The organism is Planomonospora alba (assembly GCF_039534085.1).
GTDB classification, from domain to species: domain Bacteria; phylum Actinomycetota; class Actinomycetes; order Streptosporangiales; family Streptosporangiaceae; genus Planomonospora_B; species Planomonospora_B alba.
This window is the reverse complement of the sequence record NZ_BAAAUT010000013.1, coordinates 124,279-143,104: the sequence shown is the minus strand read 5'-3', so window position 1 is coordinate 143,104 and position 18,826 is coordinate 124,279. Positions and strand designations below refer to the sequence as shown.

Annotated in this window: 20 protein-coding genes and 2 tRNA genes; 8 read left to right on the top strand and 14 right to left on the bottom strand. The window is 71.7% G+C overall.

Translation table 11 applies throughout. The annotated features are described in order from the left end of the window. Positions 1-214 precede the first annotated feature (214 nt). Entirely contained in the window at positions 215-616 is a 402-nt protein-coding gene (locus ABD823_RS10455; RefSeq protein WP_344858272.1) for a hypothetical protein, read from the top strand. Positions 617-669: 53 nt separating this feature from the next. Beyond that, entirely contained in the window at positions 670-939 is a 270-nt protein-coding gene (locus tag ABD823_RS10450; protein WP_344858270.1) for a hypothetical protein, read from the top strand. On the opposite strand, the gene ABD823_RS10445 is transcribed toward ABD823_RS10450, so the two are convergent. The 7 genes from ABD823_RS10445 to ABD823_RS10415 all read right to left on the bottom strand — a co-directional run bounded on the left by ABD823_RS10445 (position 936) and on the right by ABD823_RS10415 (position 7,843). After that, positions 936-1,355 (bottom strand): PH domain-containing protein, encoded by a 420-nt coding sequence (locus ABD823_RS10445; protein WP_344858268.1) that lies wholly within the window; start codon positions 1,353-1,355, stop codon positions 936-938. The genes ABD823_RS10450 and ABD823_RS10445 overlap by 4 nt on opposite strands. 179 nt (positions 1,356-1,534) lie before the next feature. Continuing rightward, a tRNA-Met gene (locus ABD823_RS10440) sits at positions 1,535-1,611 on the bottom strand. A 95-nt stretch (positions 1,612-1,706) separates the two neighbouring features. After that, positions 1,707-1,783: transfer RNA gene (locus ABD823_RS10435), tRNA-Met, on the bottom strand. 59 nt (positions 1,784-1,842) lie between these two features. After that, on the bottom strand, positions 1,843-4,782 hold the full coding sequence (locus ABD823_RS10430) for a UPF0182 family membrane protein (RefSeq protein WP_344858267.1): 2,940 nt from the start codon (positions 4,780-4,782) through the stop codon (positions 1,843-1,845). Positions 4,783-5,063: 281 nt separating this feature from the next. Then, positions 5,064-6,110, bottom strand: coding sequence for a YlbL family protein (locus ABD823_RS10425; RefSeq protein WP_344858265.1), 1,047 nt, complete (start codon positions 6,108-6,110; stop codon positions 5,064-5,066). A 60-nt stretch (positions 6,111-6,170) separates the two neighbouring features. Continuing rightward, a complete protein-coding gene (locus ABD823_RS10420) occupies positions 6,171-6,596 on the bottom strand; it encodes a molybdenum cofactor biosynthesis protein MoaE (protein WP_344858264.1) in 426 nt (141 codons plus the stop codon). A gap of 173 nt (positions 6,597-6,769) precedes the next feature. After that, positions 6,770-7,843 (bottom strand): NAD-dependent epimerase/dehydratase family protein, encoded by a 1,074-nt coding sequence (locus tag ABD823_RS10415; RefSeq protein WP_344858276.1) that lies wholly within the window; start codon positions 7,841-7,843, stop codon positions 6,770-6,772. A 79-nt stretch (positions 7,844-7,922) separates the two neighbouring features. Between ABD823_RS10415 and ABD823_RS10410 the strand changes: the two genes are divergently transcribed. The 3 genes from ABD823_RS10410 to ABD823_RS10400 all read left to right on the top strand — a co-directional run bounded on the left by ABD823_RS10410 (position 7,923) and on the right by ABD823_RS10400 (position 10,874). Continuing rightward, positions 7,923-9,233, top strand: a complete 1,311-nt coding sequence (locus ABD823_RS10410; protein ID WP_425566587.1) for a zinc-dependent metalloprotease — start codon at positions 7,923-7,925, stop codon at positions 9,231-9,233. Further along, positions 9,230-9,784: an NUDIX hydrolase gene (locus tag ABD823_RS10405; protein WP_344858263.1), complete on the top strand. Its 555-nt coding sequence runs from the start codon at positions 9,230-9,232 to the stop codon at positions 9,782-9,784. The genes ABD823_RS10410 and ABD823_RS10405 overlap by 4 nt, the downstream gene beginning before the upstream one ends. 67 nt (positions 9,785-9,851) lie before the next feature. Next, positions 9,852-10,874 (top strand): endonuclease/exonuclease/phosphatase family protein, encoded by a 1,023-nt coding sequence (locus ABD823_RS10400; RefSeq protein WP_344858261.1) that lies wholly within the window; start codon positions 9,852-9,854, stop codon positions 10,872-10,874. A 56-nt stretch (positions 10,875-10,930) separates the two neighbouring features. Here ABD823_RS10400 and ABD823_RS10395 read toward each other — a convergent pair whose 3' ends face one another. From ABD823_RS10395 to ABD823_RS10385, 3 genes are all read right to left on the bottom strand, one after another. Further along, positions 10,931-11,551: a DUF2064 domain-containing protein gene (locus tag ABD823_RS10395; protein ID WP_344858259.1), complete on the bottom strand. Its 621-nt coding sequence runs from the start codon at positions 11,549-11,551 to the stop codon at positions 10,931-10,933. Next, positions 11,548-12,063, bottom strand: coding sequence for a M48 metallopeptidase family protein (locus ABD823_RS10390; RefSeq protein WP_344858258.1), 516 nt, complete (start codon positions 12,061-12,063; stop codon positions 11,548-11,550). Before ABD823_RS10390 ends, ABD823_RS10395 begins: the two co-directional genes overlap by 4 nt. Positions 12,064-12,195: 132 nt before the next feature. Further along, positions 12,196-12,990 carry an enoyl-CoA hydratase/isomerase family protein gene (locus tag ABD823_RS10385; protein WP_344858257.1) on the bottom strand — a complete coding sequence of 265 codons (795 nt, stop codon included), beginning with the start codon at positions 12,988-12,990 and terminating at the stop codon, positions 12,196-12,198. A gap of 318 nt (positions 12,991-13,308) precedes the next feature. On the opposite strand from ABD823_RS10385, the gene ABD823_RS10380 reads away from it, so the two are divergent. Continuing rightward, positions 13,309-14,409, top strand: coding sequence for a ThiF family adenylyltransferase (locus ABD823_RS10380; RefSeq protein WP_344858256.1), 1,101 nt, complete (start codon positions 13,309-13,311; stop codon positions 14,407-14,409). Between the two features lie 61 nt (positions 14,410-14,470). After that, complete coding sequence (locus tag ABD823_RS10375; RefSeq protein WP_344858255.1) at positions 14,471-15,817, top strand: ABC1 kinase family protein; 1,347 nt, start codon at positions 14,471-14,473, stop codon at positions 15,815-15,817. A 108-nt stretch (positions 15,818-15,925) separates the two neighbouring features. Here ABD823_RS10375 and ABD823_RS10370 read toward each other — a convergent pair whose 3' ends face one another. Continuing rightward, positions 15,926-16,426, bottom strand: a complete 501-nt coding sequence (locus tag ABD823_RS10370; protein WP_344858253.1) for a MarR family winged helix-turn-helix transcriptional regulator — start codon at positions 16,424-16,426, stop codon at positions 15,926-15,928. Positions 16,427-16,523: 97 nt separating this feature from the next. Here ABD823_RS10370 and ABD823_RS10365 point away from each other — a divergent pair, with 97 nt between their 5' ends. Beyond that, positions 16,524-17,438: an EamA family transporter gene (locus ABD823_RS10365; protein WP_344858251.1), complete on the top strand. Its 915-nt coding sequence runs from the start codon at positions 16,524-16,526 to the stop codon at positions 17,436-17,438. Between the two features lie 355 nt (positions 17,439-17,793). Here the strand turns inward: ABD823_RS10365 and ABD823_RS10360 are convergent, their stop codons facing one another. The 3 genes from ABD823_RS10360 to ABD823_RS10350 form a co-directional block, all read right to left on the bottom strand. Further along, positions 17,794-17,934: a hypothetical protein gene (locus ABD823_RS10360; protein ID WP_344858249.1), complete on the bottom strand. Its 141-nt coding sequence runs from the start codon at positions 17,932-17,934 to the stop codon at positions 17,794-17,796. A gap of 119 nt (positions 17,935-18,053) precedes the next feature. Then, positions 18,054-18,323 (bottom strand): WhiB family transcriptional regulator, encoded by a 270-nt coding sequence (locus ABD823_RS10355; RefSeq protein ID WP_344858247.1) that lies wholly within the window; start codon positions 18,321-18,323, stop codon positions 18,054-18,056. Positions 18,324-18,454: 131 nt separating this feature from the next. Next, complete coding sequence (locus ABD823_RS10350) at positions 18,455-18,817, bottom strand: hypothetical protein (RefSeq protein ID WP_344858246.1); 363 nt, start codon at positions 18,815-18,817, stop codon at positions 18,455-18,457. Positions 18,818-18,826: the final 9 nt, after the last annotated feature.

The window sequence follows — 18,826 nt, the reverse complement described above, 5'->3', positions numbered from 1 at the left end:
CGGGGTTCGTGAGAGGGGGTGCAGGGCTCGGCCCTGCAGAAGAAACAGTAGCAGGACTCTGGAGCAACAGCGGCAACTTGCCAACCATTCCCGAGCTTCGCGCGTCCCAAACCTGCCGGTGCACACAAGCGGACGGCAAGTCATCCGCAATCGGGCTCGGATACGAAGTAGGCACGAGGGTCAGGACTCTGGCTCCGTCATGGAGGTGACCTTGATGACCCGTTCGGAGTTCGACGACATCCGCGCGCACCTCGCCGCAGAGGCCGACCATCCGGGCGATCTTCTCCTGCTCGCCCGCTCCCTGCTGGACGACCTCGAGACCGCGCGCATGCGCGAGGCGACCCTGCGCTCCTACTACCTTCGGCTCCTCACCGCCGCCCGGGCGGCGGTCGCCGCGCAGGCCGCCGGCCATCCGGAACCGCTCACCTTCCTCGTCGACGAGCTCGGCAGGCGTGGTCAGCTCCCGACCGGACAGGACGAGGTGAACCAGATCCTCGCCGACGCGCGCACCGCGGCCGACCTGGCCGCCGCTCTGGAGCAGCCTCCGGCCAGAAGGACCGGGAAGGGAGTGCGTGCCCGAAGGTGTGCGGGCACCAGCCGTACTCTCCCACGATGACCCGTTCCGTGCCGTTGACCTGGCCTTGAACCAAGATCTGTAACACTTCAGGCATGTGGCAGCAGGGAATGAATTGGGCCGCGACGACCCTCGTGGGCGTCTTCGGCGTTCTCTGGGTCGGTGTCGTGGTCTTCGCGGCGGCTGACGTGTCGGTGTGGGCACGGCTCGGCCAGACCGTTTTCGGTTCCTTCCTGGTGGGTTGGGCCGTGTACAAGGCGGCCCTGCTGCTCCGCCGTACCAGGCCCAAGTTCGTGCCCCGGCACCGCCGGGTCGGCAGGACCAAGGGCTGGCTGATGGCCAGAGGCTGGCTGTCCGAGGGTTAGCCGCCGGTCCGGAACGCCCGCAGTTCGTCGGCGACCTCCCGAACCGGGGCACCGAGATCGAACCGGCTCAGCAGGAAGAGCCCCGCGCCGGTCTCGATCTCCAGCAGCTCCGTCCGGGAGGCGAAGCGGGTCCTGGTGTCCACTCTGATCCGTTCCACCTCGCCCCACGGCACGCGCTCCGTGCCGGCGAACCCCTTCGCCACCGTGAGCCCCTCCCCGTCGGCGGCGAGCCGTACCGGAACCAGGAAGTCGCGTAGGGCCAGCCCGGCCAGCATCACCGCCGCCGCGCCCGCCAGGAGCACTCCGCGCACGTCACCGAGACTCAGCACGGCGGCCACCGCGGCCACCGCCGCTCCCGCGGCCTTCACAACGAGGAGTTCCCGGCGCACGCGCCAGCGCAGGACCGGTCGGGACATGTCATCCACCCTGGCACGGTACTCGCCCTCGTGCCAGGCGCGGACGACGGCACCGGCCGCCGGCCGCCGAGGTCTTCGGCGCAGGCGCCGGGTCGGCGACGTCGGCGGGACCCCGGGCAAAGCAGGCACCGGAATACGCGAAACGCCCTCCGGGAAGTCTTCCCGGAGGGCGTTTCTCTTGGTAGCGGGGACAGGATTTGAACCTGCGACCTCTGGGTTATGAGCCCAGCGAGCTACCGAACTGCTCCACCCCGCGTCGGTGTGTCTGAAGACTACCGGGCTCCGCCGCGGAGAGCAAATTGACTCTTCAACGCGGAAGGCCCGGACCTCGATGAGATCCGGGCCTTCCTCTGGTAGCGGGGACAGGATTTGAACCTGCGACCTCTGGGTTATGAGCCCAGCGAGCTACCGAACTGCTCCACCCCGCGTCGGTGTGTCTGAAGACTACCCTGACGCGGGAGTGAATGCGAATCGAACGGCGCCGCGCCTATGACGTGGGCGATGGCGACGGCGTGGCCGTCGTCGCCGGCGAAGGCGTCGGAGACGGTGTCCCCGTGGGCGTCGGAGACGGCGTCGCGGCAGGGCCCTCCGCGGGAGCGGCCCCCTTGAGCTTGTCCAGAGCCGCCCTCAGCTTCTCCTGCGCGTCGCCGTACGCCTGCCAGTCCGGCGGGTTCTTCGCCAACGCGTCCTGGGCCGCGGTGTAGGCGTCCTGGGCCTCGCTGATCGCCCTGGCGAGGTCGGTGCCGGCGGCGGGCTGCCCGGTGCCCTCCTCCGGCGTGTCCGGCTTGCCCTCGTCGGGGGCGACGGGCTGCTGCACGCCCTCCCCGAAGACCTGCTTCAGCGCCTCCTCCAGGGTGTCACCCGAGCCGACCTTGCTGCCGTAGCCGACCAGCACGCGGCGGAGGATCGGGTACGGCTCCTGCCCGGAGGCCGCCTGGATCTCCACGTAGACGGGCTCGACGTAGATCAGCCCGTCGGCGAACGGCAGGGTCAGCAGGTTGCCGTAGCGGACCTTGGACTGGCCCAGGCCGAGCACGTTGAGCTCGCCGGAGAACTTGTTCTGGAAGTTGTTCTGCACCTGGCCGGGGCCGGCGACGGTGGTGTTGGACGGCATGCGCAGGATGCGCATCTTCCCGTAGTCGTCCCCCGCCGTCGCGTTCACCGCCATGAACGCGGCGAGGTTGGGGCCCTGGCGCGGCACGAACGTGGTGGTCAGCGAGAACGACGGGGTGTCCGTCCCCGGCATCTTGACCGACAGGTAGTACGGCGGCTGCTTGATGTTCCGCTCGCCCGACGACGGGTCGTTCGGGACGTTCCAGAAGTCCTGGCCGCCGTAGAAGGCGTTGGGGTCGGTGATGTGGTAGCGGGACAGCACGTCGCGCTGGACCTTGAACAGCGCCTCGGGGTAGCGGACGTGCTGCAGGAGCTGCGCCGACATCTCGGTCTTCGGCTTGAGGGTGCCGGGGAACGCCTTGCGCCAGGTCTGCAGGATCGGGTCCTGCTCGTCCCAGGCGTAGAGCCGGACCGTGCCGTCGTAGGCGTCGACCACCGCCTTGACCGAGTTGCGCATGTAGTTGATCCGGTCGCGCGGCTGCTGCACGGCCAGGCGCGGGTCGGTGGCGGTGTCCCGCGTCATCTCCTCGAGGCTCCTGCTCGTGGAGTAGGGGTAGGCGTTGGACGTGGTGTAGGCGTCGATGATCCACACCACCCGGCCGTCGACGATGGCGGGGTAGGCGTTGTTGTCCAGGCTGAGGAACGGCGCGACCTTGGCGACGCGCTCGGCCGGGTCACGCACGTACAGGATCTTCGACTTCTCGTTGACGTCGCCCGAGAGGAGCATGTTGATCTCGCCGTACTTGGCCGCATAGAGCAGCCGGTTGAAGAACGAGCCGACGGGCACACCGCCCTTGCCGGTGTAGGTCGTGTTCTTCTGGCCGGTGTTGCCGCTGCCGGGGTAGTCGAGCTCCTGCTCCTTGTCACCGCCCACGATGACGTACTCGGGCGCGGTCTCGGACTCGCCGTAGTAGATCCGCGACTCCTTAAGCCCGGTCTGCTGCACCAGGGGGCCGGTGACCGGCATGTCCTTGGCGGTGAAGTTGGGCAGGCCCTCGGCGTCGACCTCGTTGCCCGGCGCGGCCACGAAGCCGTAGCCGTGGGTGTAGACCAGGTGCCGGTTGATCCAGTTGTCCTGCTCCGGCGGCGGGCCGGTCAGCTCGCGCACCGCCACGACCGTGTCGCGCATGTTGCCCGACGCGTCCGGGTAGCGGTCGACGTCCAGCGGGTCATGGAAGTCGTAGAAGCCGCGGATCCGCTGCTTCTGCTGGTAGGTCTCGGAGATCAGGTTCGGGTCGAGCAGCCGTACGCCCGAGATCGAGGTGTCGGCGGTGACGTTGGCCTTGCTCGCGTCGCCCTGCGCCGCGTAGTCGATGACCTCGGCGTCGGCGACGTCGTAGGCCTTGCGGGTGGCGTCGATGTTCCGCTTGATGTAGACCTGCTCGCGCGCCTGCTCGTTCGGCTTGACCTGGAACTGCTGGACCAGGGCCGGATAGACCCCGCCGATCAGGATGGCCGAGAGCACCAGGAGGCCGAAGGCGACGCCGGGCAGCATGCCGCCGGGCCGTACGATCCCGGCGAAGAACAGCGCGGCGCAGATCAGCGCGATGATCGCCAGGATGGTCTTGGCGGGCAGCACGGCGCTGACGTCGGTGTACGAGGCGCCGTGCACGAAGCCCCGCTCGGAGAAGACCAGGCCGTAGCGGTCGACCCAGTAGGCGATCGCCTTCAGCAGCACGAACACCCCGAGCAGCACCGACAGGTGCACCCGGGCGGCGCGCGAGGCGTGCACGCCGGGCGACTGGAGCCGGAACCCGCCGTACAGGTAGTGCACGATCGTGGCCATGGCCGCCGACAGGATCACGGCGGTGAACAGGAAGTTCAGCACCATCCGGATGAACGGATAGGTGAACATGAAGAAGGAGATGTCCATGCCGAACAGCGCGTCGTTCTCGTTGAACGGCGTGGCGTTGACGAACTCCAGCCAGGTCTTCCACTGGTTGGCGAACGACGACCCGGTGAACAGGGCCAGGATCGCCATGCCGACCAGGAAGATCATTTTCCGGTGCGGGTCGAGGGCCATCCGGTAGCGGTCGGCGCCGCTGGCGCCGCCGAACATGCCGGGGCCGAACATCGGCCGCGTCCGGTAGGCCAGCAGCATGTTGCCGCCCACGATGCCGACCATCAGCAGCGCGCCCACGATGAAGAGCACGATCTGCGTGACGACCACACCGGAGAACACCTCGGTGTAGTCCACCGAGTCGTACCAGAGGTAGTCGGTGAAGACACCGGAGAACAGGAAGAAGAATGCCACGAGCGCGATGACGGCGATCGCGACAGGGAGCATCAGTCGCGGCCGGCGGGGCAAGCGCATCGCCCTACCGGCTCCGGGGGTCCGGAAGCTCAAGGCCAACCCCTTGTCAGAAGAGCACGGTCCGTGTCTGGCAACCTACACCGGCGGGGGTTCCGTCGCGTTCAACCGCTCGGTGCGGTGTGGACGACGGCGCCCGGAAGTCCGGCTATCAGTACGGCTAACGCACGGGAGGGCCGATCCGTGCCCCACCGGCCGCATTCGTCGCGCCGTTCTCCCGCTCTCCCGCACGTCCTCCGCGCCCCTGCCGCGCCCCGGGCCTCCGCCGTACGGTGCCCGGCCCGTCAGTTCGCCGAGCAGCGGGGGACGGTGCCCGAGCCGGTGCGCACCGCGTCGAGGGCCTGGACCGCTCCGTGCAGGGTCTCGACCTTGACCAGCGTGAGCCCGTCGGGAACCGCGGCGAGCGCCTCGGCGCAGTTGTCGGCCGGGGTGAGGAAGACGGTGGCCCCCGACTCGCGGGCCCCCACCATCTTCTGCTGGATGCCGCCGATCGCGCCGACCTCGCCGTCAGGAGTGATCGTCCCGGTCCCGGCGACGGACTTGCCGCCGGTCAGCGAGCCCGGGGTGAGCTTGTCGATGATCCCGAGGGAGAACATCATCCCCGCGCTCGGCCCGCCGACGTCGCCGACGCTGATGCTCACCTCGAACGGGAACCGGTAGTCGATGCCCATGGAGATGCCGACGACGGGCGTGCCGTCCGCGGCCGCGGCGGTCGGGACGGTCACGGTCGTCTCCTCGCCGTCCCGCTTGACGACGAAGGCGACCTGCTCGCCGGCCTTGTGCTTGCGGACGGTCGCCGAGACGGTCTCGCGGTCGGTGGCGGGCACCCCGTCCACCGAGACGAGCTCGTCGCCCTCCTCGAACTTCCCGTGGGCCGGCAGGCCCTTCTGCGTGGCGGCGACGGTCACGACGGAGGTGTAGGGGATCCGCAGCTCCTTCAGGGCCGCCGCGGTCGCGTCGTCCTGGGAGTTGCTCATCTCCTGGGTGTTCTGCTCCTCGACCTCCTCGGCGGTGGTCGCCGGAGGGAAGATCGTCTCCTCCGGAACCACCGCGATGGTCGGGTCCACCCACCCGCGCAACGCGGTGAGCAGGTCGATCCTGCTGCCGGGACCACCCTGGTAGGCCACCGTGACGAGGCTGAGGCTGCCGTCCGTCGGGTAGGTCCGGCGTCCCTCGATGTTGATCACCGGTGTGCCCTTGACGTCACCGATGGTGTTCTCGGTCGGCCCGGGGCTCAGCACGACATACGGCACCGGCAGCAGCGTGCCGACGACGCCCAGCACGAGCGTGAGGAAGCCGGCCACCATGAGGGTCAGCGCACGTCGGGACATGGGAGGAAGCCTATGCGGTCCCGGCCACCGGCCGAGATCGGCGGTACGGCCCGCGCGCCCTCACTCGCAGGCCCCGACCCACTCGGTCGTGCCGTCGGCGAAGAGCTGGTTCTTCCAGATCGGGACCTCGCTCTTGAGGTCGTCGATGAGGCGGCGGGAGGCGGCGAACGCCTCCTGCCGGTGGGGGCAGGAGACGGCCACGATGACCGCGATGTCCCCCAGCTCCAGGTCGCCCACCCGGTGCACCGCGGCCAGCGCGGTCACCGGGAAGTCGGCGGCGACCTTCTCGGCCACCCTGCGCAGGTGCTCCTGCGCGCTCGGGTGCGCCGAATAGGAGAGCCGGGCGACCGGCTTGCCGTGGTCCTGGTCCCGTACGGTCCCGACGAACAGGGCGGTCCCGCCTGCGGCGTGGTCGCCCACCGCCGCGAACACCTCGTCCAGGGAGAGAGCGCTGTCGCGAATTCCCAGCAGCCGGATGACGTCCACGCCGGAAAGCCTACCTTCCCGGCAAGCGGGGCTCCGGGGTGAGCCGGATCCGGCTCACCCCGCGCTCCGCCTCCCCGCGGGTGCCGCGCCCCGGCCGGTCGGCGGCGGACGCGCGGAGACCGGGACGCGCGACGGGCGACGGGCGACGCGCGGCCCGGTGCGCGCGGCGGACGCTAGGTGCGGCGCTTCTTGCGCGCGACGCGGACGATCGCGGCGGTGCCGAGGACCGCGACGGTCGCGCCGGCGGCGGTGAGCGTCGCGTCCTTGCCGGACAGGCGGCGGCCGACCACCGCGTGCCTGCCCTCGCGGAGCTCCAGGAGCTGCGCGAACGCTGCCTCGTTGGTCCACTGCGGCTTCCAGCCCGTCTCGCGGAGCGACGCGCAGTCGACCACCCAGGGGTAGACGACGTAGTGCAGGTCGGCGGCGGGCGCCGGGGTGATGCCCAGCCGGTGCAGGCGCTGGGCGGTGCCGAAGGTCAGTCCGGCGGGAAGCTCCAGCCGGCGCAGCCCGGAGATCTCCTCCACCTGCTCCTGCTCCAGCCATCCCTCGCCGCCCACGGCGACCACGCCGGAGACGGCGCCGAGCGCGGCCAGCTCCAGCGCGGAGACCAGGTCGTCGATGTGGCAGAACTGCCAGCGGGGGCTGCAGCCCTTCACGGTGAGCAGCCTCGGCGCCTCGAAGTGCCGGGTGACCACGCTGTCGATGCCCGGACCGACCAGCGCCGCGGGGCGGAGCACGGTCACCTCCAGCCCCGGGTGGCTGCGGAGCGAACGCCGTACCAGCGCCTCGATCTCCAGGTAGTCGCCGACCACCCCGGTGTCGGACTCGGCCGCGACGGGGGCGTCCTCCGGCAGCGGCACCTCGTTGTCGGGCGCCGCGCCGTACACCATGGCGCTGGTGACCAGCACGACGCGGCGCACCCGGGCCGCGGCGCTGGCGGTGAGCACCGTCTGCGCCGCGCGCAGGTTGTAGGCGCGCCTCTCCCCGGCGTCGGAGCCGAGACCGTAGTCGGCCGACAGGTGGACGAGCACGTCGATGTCGGAGATCCGGTTCGCCAAGAGCGGATCTCGGACGTCGATCACCCTCCACGTCACGTCGGGCACGTCGCCGCGCTGCTCGTCGATGGCCACGACTCTGCGGAAATCCGCAGACGAGGCGACCTTCGCGAGGAACGCGCGGCCGATGCCCGAGGCCGCGCCGGTGACGGCGACGACCGGGGGCCGGAGGCGTTTCGAGGTAGGCACCAGGTCCTCACTTTGCACTGATCCGCCGTGCGACGGATAACGTGGCGGATGTGGACTCCTCCATCCTGCATGAGGTAGAGCCGTGACTGACTTCCCAGGTCGGGAAAACGACCCCGACGAGAACCCGTTCGCCATGTTCGGCAACCCGGAGCAGATCGCGGCGGCCATGCGGCAGTTCGCCGACATGCTGTCCGCTCCGCAGGGAACCGGTCCCGTGAACTGGGACATGGCGAAGAACATCGCCCGCCACGCCGTGGTCGCCGGCGGCGACCCGAGCGTCATGGAGGGCGAGCGGCGCCAGATCGTGGACGCCCTCAACCTCGCCGACCTGTGGCTGAACGAGGTCACCGCCCTGCCCAGCGGGGTCGGCGCGCCCCAGGCCTGGAGCAGGTCGGAGTGGATCGAGAGGACCGTGCCCGTCTGGCGGCAGCTCTGCGATCCGATCGCCGAGCGCATGGTCGAGACCATGGGCGGCACCCTCGGCGCCGCCGGCCTGCCTGCCGAGGCGCAGGCCATGGCCGGACCGCTGATGGGCATGATGAAGCAGATGGGCGGGATGATGGTCGGCCAGCAGATCGGCCAGGCCCTCGGCTCGCTCGCCCGCGAGGTGATCGGCTCCACCGACATCGGCCTGCCGCTGTCCGACGACGCCGCCCTGCTGCCCGGCGGGATCGCCGCCTTCGGCCAGGGGCTGGAGACGCCCGCCGAGGAGGTGCGCCTGTACCTCGCCCTGCGCGAGGCCGCCCACCACCGGCTCTTCAAGCACGTGCCGTGGCTGCGCGGGCACCTGCTCGGCGCCGTGGAGGAGTACGCCCGGGGCATCACGGTCGACGTGTCCGCCCTGGAGGAGCAGCTGCGCGGCCTCGACCTCAACAACCCCGAGCAGCTCCAGCAGGTCCTCGGCGGCGGCAACCTGCTCAAGCCCGAGGAGACCGAGCGGCAGAAGGCGGCCCTGGTCCGGCTGGAGACGACGCTCGCCCTGGTGGAGGGCTGGGTCGGCACGGTGGTGGACGCCGCGGCCGCGGGCAAGCTGCCGTCGGCGGCGGCCCTGGGCGAGACCGTACGGCGCCGCCGCGCCACCGGCGGCCCCGCCGAGCAGACCTTCGCCACCCTCGTCGGCCTGGAGCTGCGGCCGCGCCGGCTGCGGGACGCGGCCGTGCTCTGGAAGACCCTGGAGGAGGACCGGGGCGTGGACGGCCGGGACGCGGTCTGGAGCCACCCCGACCTGATGCCCACCGCCGCCGACCTCGACGACCCGGCGCGCTTCGTCCGGGGCGAGCCCGACTTCGACCTGTCCCACCTGGAGGCCTCGCTGCGGGAGTCCGGCGACGACGGGACGGGGCGCGACGGCGGCGCCGGGAGCGGGGACGACACCGAGGACGACGGCAGGTGAGCCGTTCCGGTCTGCACGCCGACGCCCGTGCGGTGCTCGGCGCGTGGAGCGCGCCGAGCGACGCCGAGGAACTGCTGCGCAAGGAGTTCCTGGAACACCTGCACGCCCACCCCGACGGGATGTACCGCGAGTGCGTCCCCGGCCATCTGACGGCCACCACGGCGGTGCTGTCCCACGACGGCGCGCGGGTGCTGCTGACGCTGCACGGCAAGGCCGGGATGTGGCTGCCGATGGGCGGCCACTGCGAGTCCGGTGACCTGACGCTGGCGGAGGTGGCGCTGAGGGAGGCGACGGAGGAGTCCGGCATCCCCGGGCTGCGGCTGCTGCCCGGGCCGCTGGCGCTGGACCGGCACCGGGTCTGGTGCCATCCGCCGTTCAGCCACCACCTGGACGTCGAGTACGGCGCGGTCGCCCCGGCCGGGGCGGAGGCGGTGATCAGCAAGGAGTCGCTGGACCTGCGCTGGTTCCCGGTGGACGAGATCCCCGAGCCGAGCGACGAGGCCACCCGCCGCCTGGCGCGCCGGGCCCGCGAGGTGCTGCTCTCCGGCTGAATCCAGCCGTTTTACACGTCTTTCACGCCTCCTCGTATAGCGTCGTCCCCGGTACGGGGGGTGGTCGATGGAGCAGGGCAGCGCGGGGGTGGACACCGCGACCGACGGGAACGCCGGTGGCGTGATCGTGCTTCCCGCACGCCGCCGGTGGCGTGTCCCCCGGACTCTCGCGTGGGCCGCGGTCGTGCCGTTCGCCCTGTGGGCGGTCGCGCGGGTCGCGGGGCTGGAGCGCGGTTCGCTGCCGACGCAGATCATCACCGCGACGCCGTACGTGGCGGCGGGCTCGGTCGTCCCGGTGCTCGCCGGCGCACTCGCCCGCAGCCGGTCGGTCACCGCCGTCGCGCTGGTCGTCACGGCGGTGCTCGGCTCCAGCGTGCTGCCCCGGGCCGTGGGTTCCACGGGCGCGGAGGCCGGGACCGGGACGCCGCTGCGGGTGCTGACCGTCAACCTGCTGTTCGGCCGGGCCGACACGGGGGCCGTCATGGACCTGGTCAGGCGGTTGAGACCCGACGTGCTGAGCACCCAGGAGCTCACCCCGGAGATGGTGGAGCGGCTGGACGCGGCGGGGCTGGCGGAGCTGCTCCCGCACCGGGTGCTGGAGGCCGACTGGGGGGCGAGCGGCAGCGGCCTGTACTCCCGATATCCGATGACCCCGCTGAAGGGGCTGTTCCGGCCGGTCGGGCACAACATGCCCGCCGCCCGGGTCACGCCGCCCGGCGCCGGGCCCGTCGAGGTCGTCGACGTGCACCCGTACGCGCCGATCGGCGAGGAGGTGGACGAGTGGGCGGCGGGTCTGGACGCGCTCCCGCCCGCCTCCCCCGGCACGGTGCGCATCCTCGCCGGCGACTTCAACGCCAGCCTCGACCACGCGGCGATGCGCCGCCTCCTGGACCGGGGCTACGCGGACGCGGCCGACCGCACCGGTCAGGGCCTCGTCCCCACCTGGCCCGCCGGCCGGCGGATCCCGCCGATCATCACCATCGACCACGTCCTGGTGGACCGGCGGGTCTCGGTGAACGAGGTCAGCGTGCACACCCTGCCGGGCACCGACCACCGCGCCGTCTTCGCCGACCTCCGCCTGCCGTCCTGATCCGCCGGGGCTCCCCGCGGCGTGCGGGGCCCGTCCGGCGTCCGGAGGGCCCCTGGTCAGGCCGACAGCAGCGCCCGGGTGTTGTCCCAGCCCTCCAGACCGGGGTCGAGCCGGTGGAGGTCGCCGGGGGTGCGCAGGCGGTGCCAGCCGGGACCGGTGGCGACCATCCGGCGGCCCGGGGCCGCGGCGCGCAGGGCCGCGACCGGATCGGGATCGTCGAATCCGGCGTCGGCCCACTCGGGGTAGGGCAGGTGCGCGGCCACCGCCACGGCCCCGCCGTCCGCGGCCGGGCAGACGGCGATCCGCGCCCGGCCCAGCGCCCGGAAGAGCTTGCCGACCAGCAGAGGCGGCAGGTCGGGAGCGTCACCGCTGATCAGGACCGCCTGCCCGCCGTACGGCAGGGCGGCGAACGCCTCCGCCACCAGGGCCCCGCCGGACAGCCCGGGAGCGATCCCGATGACCGGCGTGCCCGGCCAGACGATCTCCTCCATCCCCGGCACGCTCGTGACCAGCACGGGCGTCACGAAGTCGAGCCCGGCGGCCAGTTCGTAGGTGTCCTCGGCGACGGCGGCCAGGAAGGCACCGGGGTCCACGCCCGGAGGGGCCGCGGACGCCATCGCCTGTGTGACGAGGACCGCGACCAGCCGATGCCCGCCGGCCGGGTCCGCCTCCGTCACCACTCCTGCGCGGCGCCGTTGGCCGCCGTGGAGAATCCTTCGAGGAACCCCCGCGCCCGCTCTGCCCTGGGGTAGCGTTCCACCAGGGTCCAGAACCGGGGCCCGTGGTTCGGCACGAGCAGGTGCACGAGCTCATGCATGATCACATAGTCGACCACCCAGGCCGGCATGCCCCTCAGCCGCGTGGAGATCCTGATGGTCCCGTGGTCGGGGGTGCACGAGCCCCAGCGGTGCCGCTGGTTGTCCACCCAGCGCACGCTCGACGGGCGTGCGCCGCCGTCGAGATAGCGTGCGGACAGCTCGTTGGCCCGCTCCAGCAGGTCGTCGTCCGAGGGGCGTCTTCGCTGCTCTTTCGCGGCGAGCCGGTCGAGCATCCGGCGCACCCACTGCTCCTCGTCCGTCCTGCTCAGGCCGTCGGGGAGCAGCACGATGGTTTTCTCGCCGTCGCGGTACGCGGAGACGGTCCGCCGACGACGAGAGCTTCGACGGACCTCGACTGTCTCGGGGGGCACCTATGCACGGTAGCCGAGAATGGTTAATCCCCACCAGAGGGCAGAGCACGTTCCTGCTGGTCAATCGCCGTTCGTAGATTGTTCAGTAAGACCGATCGGTTATGACCACGACTTATCGAATTAACGGGGATATCAGCCGTCCCAGGAGTTCCGGAATCGCGGGGAGCGGCCTTCCCGCCGGGCGTTCAGCGCCTCCAGCATGTCTCCGGTGGCCATCGTCACCGGCTGGGCCAGCGACTCCCAGCGCAGCGCGGCGTGGAGGTCCGCGTGGCCGCCGCCGGCGAGCGCGGCCTTGGTCAGCCGGGTGGCGACGGGGGCGTTGGCCGCGGTCATCGCCGCGATCCGGAGCGCCTCGGCCAGGAGGACGTCGCGGGGGAAGGCCCGGGTGACGAGTCCCATGGCGGCCGCCTCCGCGCCGGGCACCGTCCGGCCGGTCAGAAGCATCTCCCTGGCCGCGCCGATCCCGGCCGCCCGGGGCAGCAGGTAGGTCGCCGCCATGCCGGGGTGCAGGCCGAGCGAGGTGAAGGGGACGGCCAGTTCGGCGTCCTCGGCCGCGTAGACCAGATCGCAGGCGAGGGCGAAGCAGAGCCCTGCCCCGATGGCGGCGCCGTTGACCGCGGCGATGGTCGGCACCTCCAGATCCGCGATCGACAGCCAGGTCCGGTAGAACTCCAGCATCCGGTCGCGCAGGGCGGGCACGTCCTCCGCTCCCCGCTCGGCCAGCCAGGACAGGTCTCCTCCCGAGCAGAAGGCGCTTCCCGCCCCGGTGACGACCACGCACCGCACGCCCTCGTCCCGCCGCAGCCCGGCGACGGTCCGCCGCCACTGCCCGGTCATCCCGTCGGTCATCGAGTTGCGCCGGTCGGGACGGTTCAGGGTGAGCACCACGATGCCGTCGTCCCGCCGATCGACCAAGAGCTCGTCCATGCCGGGATCGTAGTGGAGACGGTCCCATCCGCCGCCGGGCCCGTGCGCCGCCCACGGCCGTCCCCGACCGGACCGGACGGGGACGGCGTGCCCGTGCCGGATGCCCCGGGGGACGGCCAGCGGGCACGGCACGGCCACCGACCACCGGACGGCCAGCGGGCACGGCACGGCCACCGGCGTCCACAGGCGGGAAGCGCAGGACGGGGTTTTCCACAGCCCTGCGGGAAGACCTGCCGGGGGCCTGCGGAGCCGTGGCACTCTGGCGTCTCTCCCGGGGTCCCCTGCGGAGTCCCGTCGCCCTCCCAGGAAGGACAGCGGATGAGGCCGCGCCTGAAGCCCGCGCTCCGCCGGATCCCCCGTGACGAGCGCACCCTGCAGTTCGGCGTGCACCCCCGGCACTCGGTCGTGCTGGCCGATCTCGAGCCCGAGGTCCGGCGCTGGGTCGAAAGCCTCGACGGAGTGCGGGACCTCACCGGGGTGCTGGCCGCCGCCGCCGAGGCCGGGATCGGTGAGGAGCGCGGCCGGGTCCTGCTCGACCGACTGGTCGCCGGAGGCGTGGTGGACGACGCGGGAGCGGCCCCGGGGCCACTCCGCACGCTCACCCTGGCCGAGCGCGACCGGCTCCAACCCGACCTGGACGCGCTCTCCCTCGTCCCCGGCACGACCGACGGCGGGCTCTCCGTTCTGGAGCGCAGGCGTGGCGCCCAGGTGCGCGTGTACGGCGCGGGCCGGGTGGGAGCTCAGATCATCGCCCTGCTCGCCGCCTCCGGAGTGGGAAACCTGTGCGTGGTCGACCCGGATACGGCGCGTCCCCAGGACGTCGTCCCCGGCGGGCTGACCCCCGCAGAGATCGGGATGAGCCGGCAGGAGGGCGCGGTGGCGGTGGCCAGACGGCTGGCGCCCGGCGTCACCTTGTGGACCGGGCGGGAGGCGGCCCATCTCTCCGACGGCGCCCGCCGCCCGGACCTGGTGGTGCTCGCCCCGGTGCGGCCGCTCGACGGCCTGCTGGTGCGCGACCTGGTCGACTGGCGGATCCCGCACCTGCTGGTGACCGCCTTCGAGGGTGCGGGGTCGGTGGGTCCGCTGGTGCTTCCGGGCCGGAGCGCGTGCCTGGACTGCCTGGACCTCACCCGGCGCGACCGCGATCCCGGCTGGCCGCTCGTCAGCGCCCGCCTGGGCGGTTTCCCGGTGGGCGAGATCGCCTGCGGGACGGTGCCGTCGGCGGTGACGGCGGCCATGGCCGCTGGTCACGCCCTCTCCTTCCTCGACGGACACGAGCCTCCTGTGACCAACCGCACAGTAGATGTATTGCCTGATTGGAGATGGAAGCAGCGATCCTGGAACGTTCACCCTAAATGTCGTTGCTTCCGAAACGAGTTCGGTTCGCCGACAATGGTCGCGGCGGCTACCTGCCGTTGACAGACACCACCGCGAAGGGAGGGAGCGGCGGTCGCTCTACGGGGGCACGCCGCAAACCAAGGTGAGTGACCTTCCGCGCCGCGCCGTCACGCGCTCCGCCAAACTGGCGGCTCTTCCCATCGGCTTCGCCGGACGCACCGCCCTCGGCCTGGGAAAACGCATCGGGGGCAAGTCAGCAGAGATCGTCGCCCAGGAGATCCAGGAGCGGACGGCGGAGCAGATCTTCAAGGTCCTCGGCGAGCTCAAGGGCGGGGCCATGAAGCTCGGCCAGGCCCTGTCCATCTTCGAGGCCGCGCTGCCGCCGGAGATCGTCGGGCCCTACCGGGCGACCCTGACCAAGCTTCAGGACGCGGCCCCGCCGCTTCCCACCGCGACCGTGCACAAGGTCCTCGCCGAGCAGCTGGGTGACGACTGGCGCGACAACTTCCGGTCGTTCGAGGACCAGCCCACCGCGGCCGCCTCCATCGGGCAGGTGCACCGGGCCGTCTGGCATGACGGGCGCACGGTCGCCGTCAAGATCCAGTATCCGGGGGCGGGCAAGGCGCTGCTGTCGGACTTCACCCAGCTCGCCCGCCTCGGGAAGCTCTTCGGGGTGCTGCTGCCCGGGCTCGACATCAAGACCGTGCTGGCCGAGCTGCGCGAGCGGATCGTCGAGGAGCTCGACTACCTGCGGGAGGCCGAGGCGCAGCACGCCTTCGCCCAGGAGTTCAAGGACGACCCCGACTTCCTGATCCCCGACGTCGTCGCGGCCAACGAGCAGATCCTGGTCTCGGAGTGGGTGGACGGCATACCTCTGTCGCGGATCATCGCCGGCGGGACCAAGGAGGAGCGCGACCGGGCCGGGCTGCAGTTCGTCCGGTTCCTGTTCTGCTCCCCCGCCCGGGTGGGCATGCTCCACGCCGACCCTCATCCGGGCAACTTCCGGATCACCGAGGACGGGCGGATGTGCGTGCTCGACTTCGGCGCGGTCAACCGGATGCCCGACGGCTACCCTCCCGTCTTCGGCGTCCTGACCCGTATCTTCAACCAGGGCGACATGGAGACCGTCGTCCAGGGCCTGCGCGGCGAGGGCTTCATCCTCCCGCACATCGAGGTGGACCCCGAGGCCCTGCGCGCCTTCCTCGCCCCCTACGTCGAGCCGACGGCCGTGGAGGAGTTCACCTTCAGCCGCGAGTGGCTGCAGGAACAGGCCGCCACGGCCACCGACCTGCGTCCCGGAAACGTGGTGCGCCAGCTCAACCTTCCGGCGTCCTACGTCCTCATCCACCGGGTGCACGCGGCGGGCGTGGGGGTGCTCTGCCAGCTCGGCGCCACCGCCCGTTTCCGTGACGAGGTCGTCCGCTGGGTCCCGGGCTTCGCAGACGAGGACCCGGGCGGGGCCCCCTGCGAGGACGCCATCGCGAGCTGAGCCTCCGCCCCGGCCTCCGGGGCGGAACGTCAACCGAGCGCGACGCCATCCCGTAGACCGGGGCACGACGCCGTCCAGGTATCACCCGGGCACGGTGTCGCCCGGAGATCAATCGGGCGCGGTGTCGCCCAGGGATTCGAGCAGCACGCGAAGCAGTCCGGCCAGCCGGTCGCGTTCGGCCGGCTCCAGAGCGGCCAGCAGCCGCGCCTCGTTGTCCACGTGCGGTCCGACCAGCCGGTCGATGAGCTCCAGCCCGCCGGGAGTGAGCCGGATCCGCACGGAGCGGCGATCCTCCCCGTCCCGGACCCGTTCGACCAGGCCCTTGGCCTCCATCCGGTCGATCCGGTTGGTGATCGCACCCGAGGTCACCATGGCCGCCTTGAGCAGCGCACCGGCCGTCAGCTCGTAGGGGGCGCCCGCGCGGCGCAGCGTGGCCAGCACGTCGAACTCGAAGGTCTCCAGCCCGTAGTCGGCGAAGAACTCCTTGAGCCCCCGGTTGAGCAGGCCGGACAGCCGGGAGATCCGGCCCACGATGCCCATCGGCCACACGTCGACGTCGGGCCGCTCCCGGGCCCACTGCGCCAGGACCATATCCACCGTGTCACTCATCGACGCTCCTCTCGACATGAACAGTCTCAATGTTAACAGAATTGACGTTCACATGACCGTCGTGCTTTTATCTCAACGTTGAGATTATCAATGAGAGGTGATCGGTTTGGCCATCATCGCCGCCCCGCACGCCGCGCGGCCCTCCACCGCGGGCACCGTCCTGCTCGCCGCCCTGGCACCGGCGAGCTGGGGCACCACCTACGTCGTCACCGCCACGCTGCTCCCCGCCGACCGCCCGCTCCTTGCCGCGACCGTGCGGGCGCTTCCCGCGGGGCTGCTGCTCCTGGCCGCCACCCGGCGGCTCCCCTCGGGCTCGTGGTGGTGGAGATCCGCGGTGCTCGGCATGCTCAACTTCGGCGCCTTCTTCCCCCTGCTCTTCTTCGCCGCCTACCGCCTGCCCGGCGGAGTCGCCGCCACGATCGGCTCGGTCCAGCCCTTGATCGTCGCACTGCTGTCGCTGCTGGTCCTGCGGGCCAGACCGGCCCGGGCCGCGCTGTACTCGGCGGTGGCGGGCACCGGCGGCGTCGCCCTGCTGACCCTGACCTCCCAGGCCCGGCTGGATCCGCTCGGCATCGCCGCCATGCTCGTCGCCACCTCGCTGATGGGGGCGGCCGTCGTCCTGGCCAAGAAGTGGGGGCAGCCCGAGTCCCCCCTCGTCATGACGGGCTGGCAGCTCACCGTCGGCGGGCTGGTGCTGGCCCCGGTCACCCTCGCCGTCGAGGGCCTGCCCGCCTCCGTCACCGGCGCGAACGTGGTCGGCTTCGCCTACCTGGGCGTCGTCGGCACCGCCCTCGCCTACGTCCTGTGGTTCCGCGGCATCGACGAGCTGCCGCCCACCTCGCTCTCCCTGCTGGGTCTGACCAATCCGCTGGTCGCCGCCGTCGCCGGATTCACCGTCCTCGGCCAGACCCTCACCGGCTGGCAGCTCGCCGGGTTCGCCGTCGCACTCGGCGCACTCGTCGCCGGACAGGCCCTGCGCGGCACTCCGTCCCCCGGCCGCGCAGCACCGTGAGCACAGGCGGCTCCGCCCGCACCGCCGGCACGGCGCCCGAGGATCCGGCCGGGAAACCGCGCCGGAACCGCACGACCCGCCGGAACCGCACGACCCGCGGGGACCGCACGACCCGCCGGAACCGCGCGACCCGCGGGGACCGCGGCAAAGGGAAAGGGGCGGCTCCGGCGGAGCCGCCCCTTCTTCGTGCCACGGGTGGTTCATCGGTCCCGTGCCCCCGCTCCCCCGGCGCCGGGCCCCGTCGGGCCCGGCACCCCGGGAGGCGCTGTCGACCCCGCACCGGCGATCCCCTTGATCACCGGCCCGGGGGACGTGGCCGCCCCCGCGGAGCCGGGGGTGCACACGGAACCGGGGATCAGACCAGGCTCAGGAGCGCCTGGCGCAGGCGGGCGGAGGCGCGTTCGGCGTCGCGCCGGGCGCGCCGGAGACGCTGGATGCCGGCCGCGCGGCGCTGCTCCTCCGCCTCACGGTGGAGGGAGCGTATTCGGTCCCGCACCAGTTCCTCATGCATAGATGGCAGGTCCAGGCCTCGGCTGGTGAAGTGGCTCATCGGAAGTGGTCCTCTCATGGAGCGGTCAGAACGTTCGGTTGATCATCGGGTCGGGCTGCGACCGGTCAGGCAGCGACCGGGGTCTTGCGGGGACGGCCGCGCGGACGCTTCCGCGGGACGATGACCCCCCGCAGGATGAGCTCTCCGCCCCAGACGCCCCACGGCTCCTCGCGCTCGAGCGCGCGGGCCAGGCAGGCCTGCTGGATCGGGCAGCCCCCGCAGAGCGCCTTGGCGAACTCCACGTCCTCCGGGGACTCGGCGAACCAGAGGTCGGGGTCGGTACGACAGGGGATCTCGGCTTCGTCGATCAGGTCCATGATCGTCTTGGCCCCCATCTGTGTCACCTTTCTGTTTGTGGTGTTGAACTGCGGTTACCTCGTGGGTGGGGGTCAGGATGGCGGACAAAACAAGAAGGCCGCGGATCCTGTCTGCGGATCCGCGGCCTGGAGGCTCTCCCTCGGTCAGGTCAAGTGACCTGAGGGTGGTGCCTCCAGGGGTGCGGACCGCGCAGCCCACCGTTTCCGATGCGCTTGGTCTGCTTGATCTGGTGTGCGTAGTCGCCGGCTTCCGCCACCGGGGCAGCGTCGGCCCCCGCCATCGGGAAGGCGGGCAGAGCGGCCCCACGGCCGGCCTGGACCTGGAAGAGGACGGACTTCTCCTGCCGCTCCTGACGCGTACGGACAGCCATGTCACCCGTAAGGACGGCCGGACGGTCGCCCGTCAGGACGGCCGGACCATCGAGAACAGGAAGAACGGCGCCGGTGCGCTCGGGAGCGCCGGTGCAGGCGGAAGTGAGCCACAGCTGGGCCGACATCATGTTGATCTTCACCGCGGACTC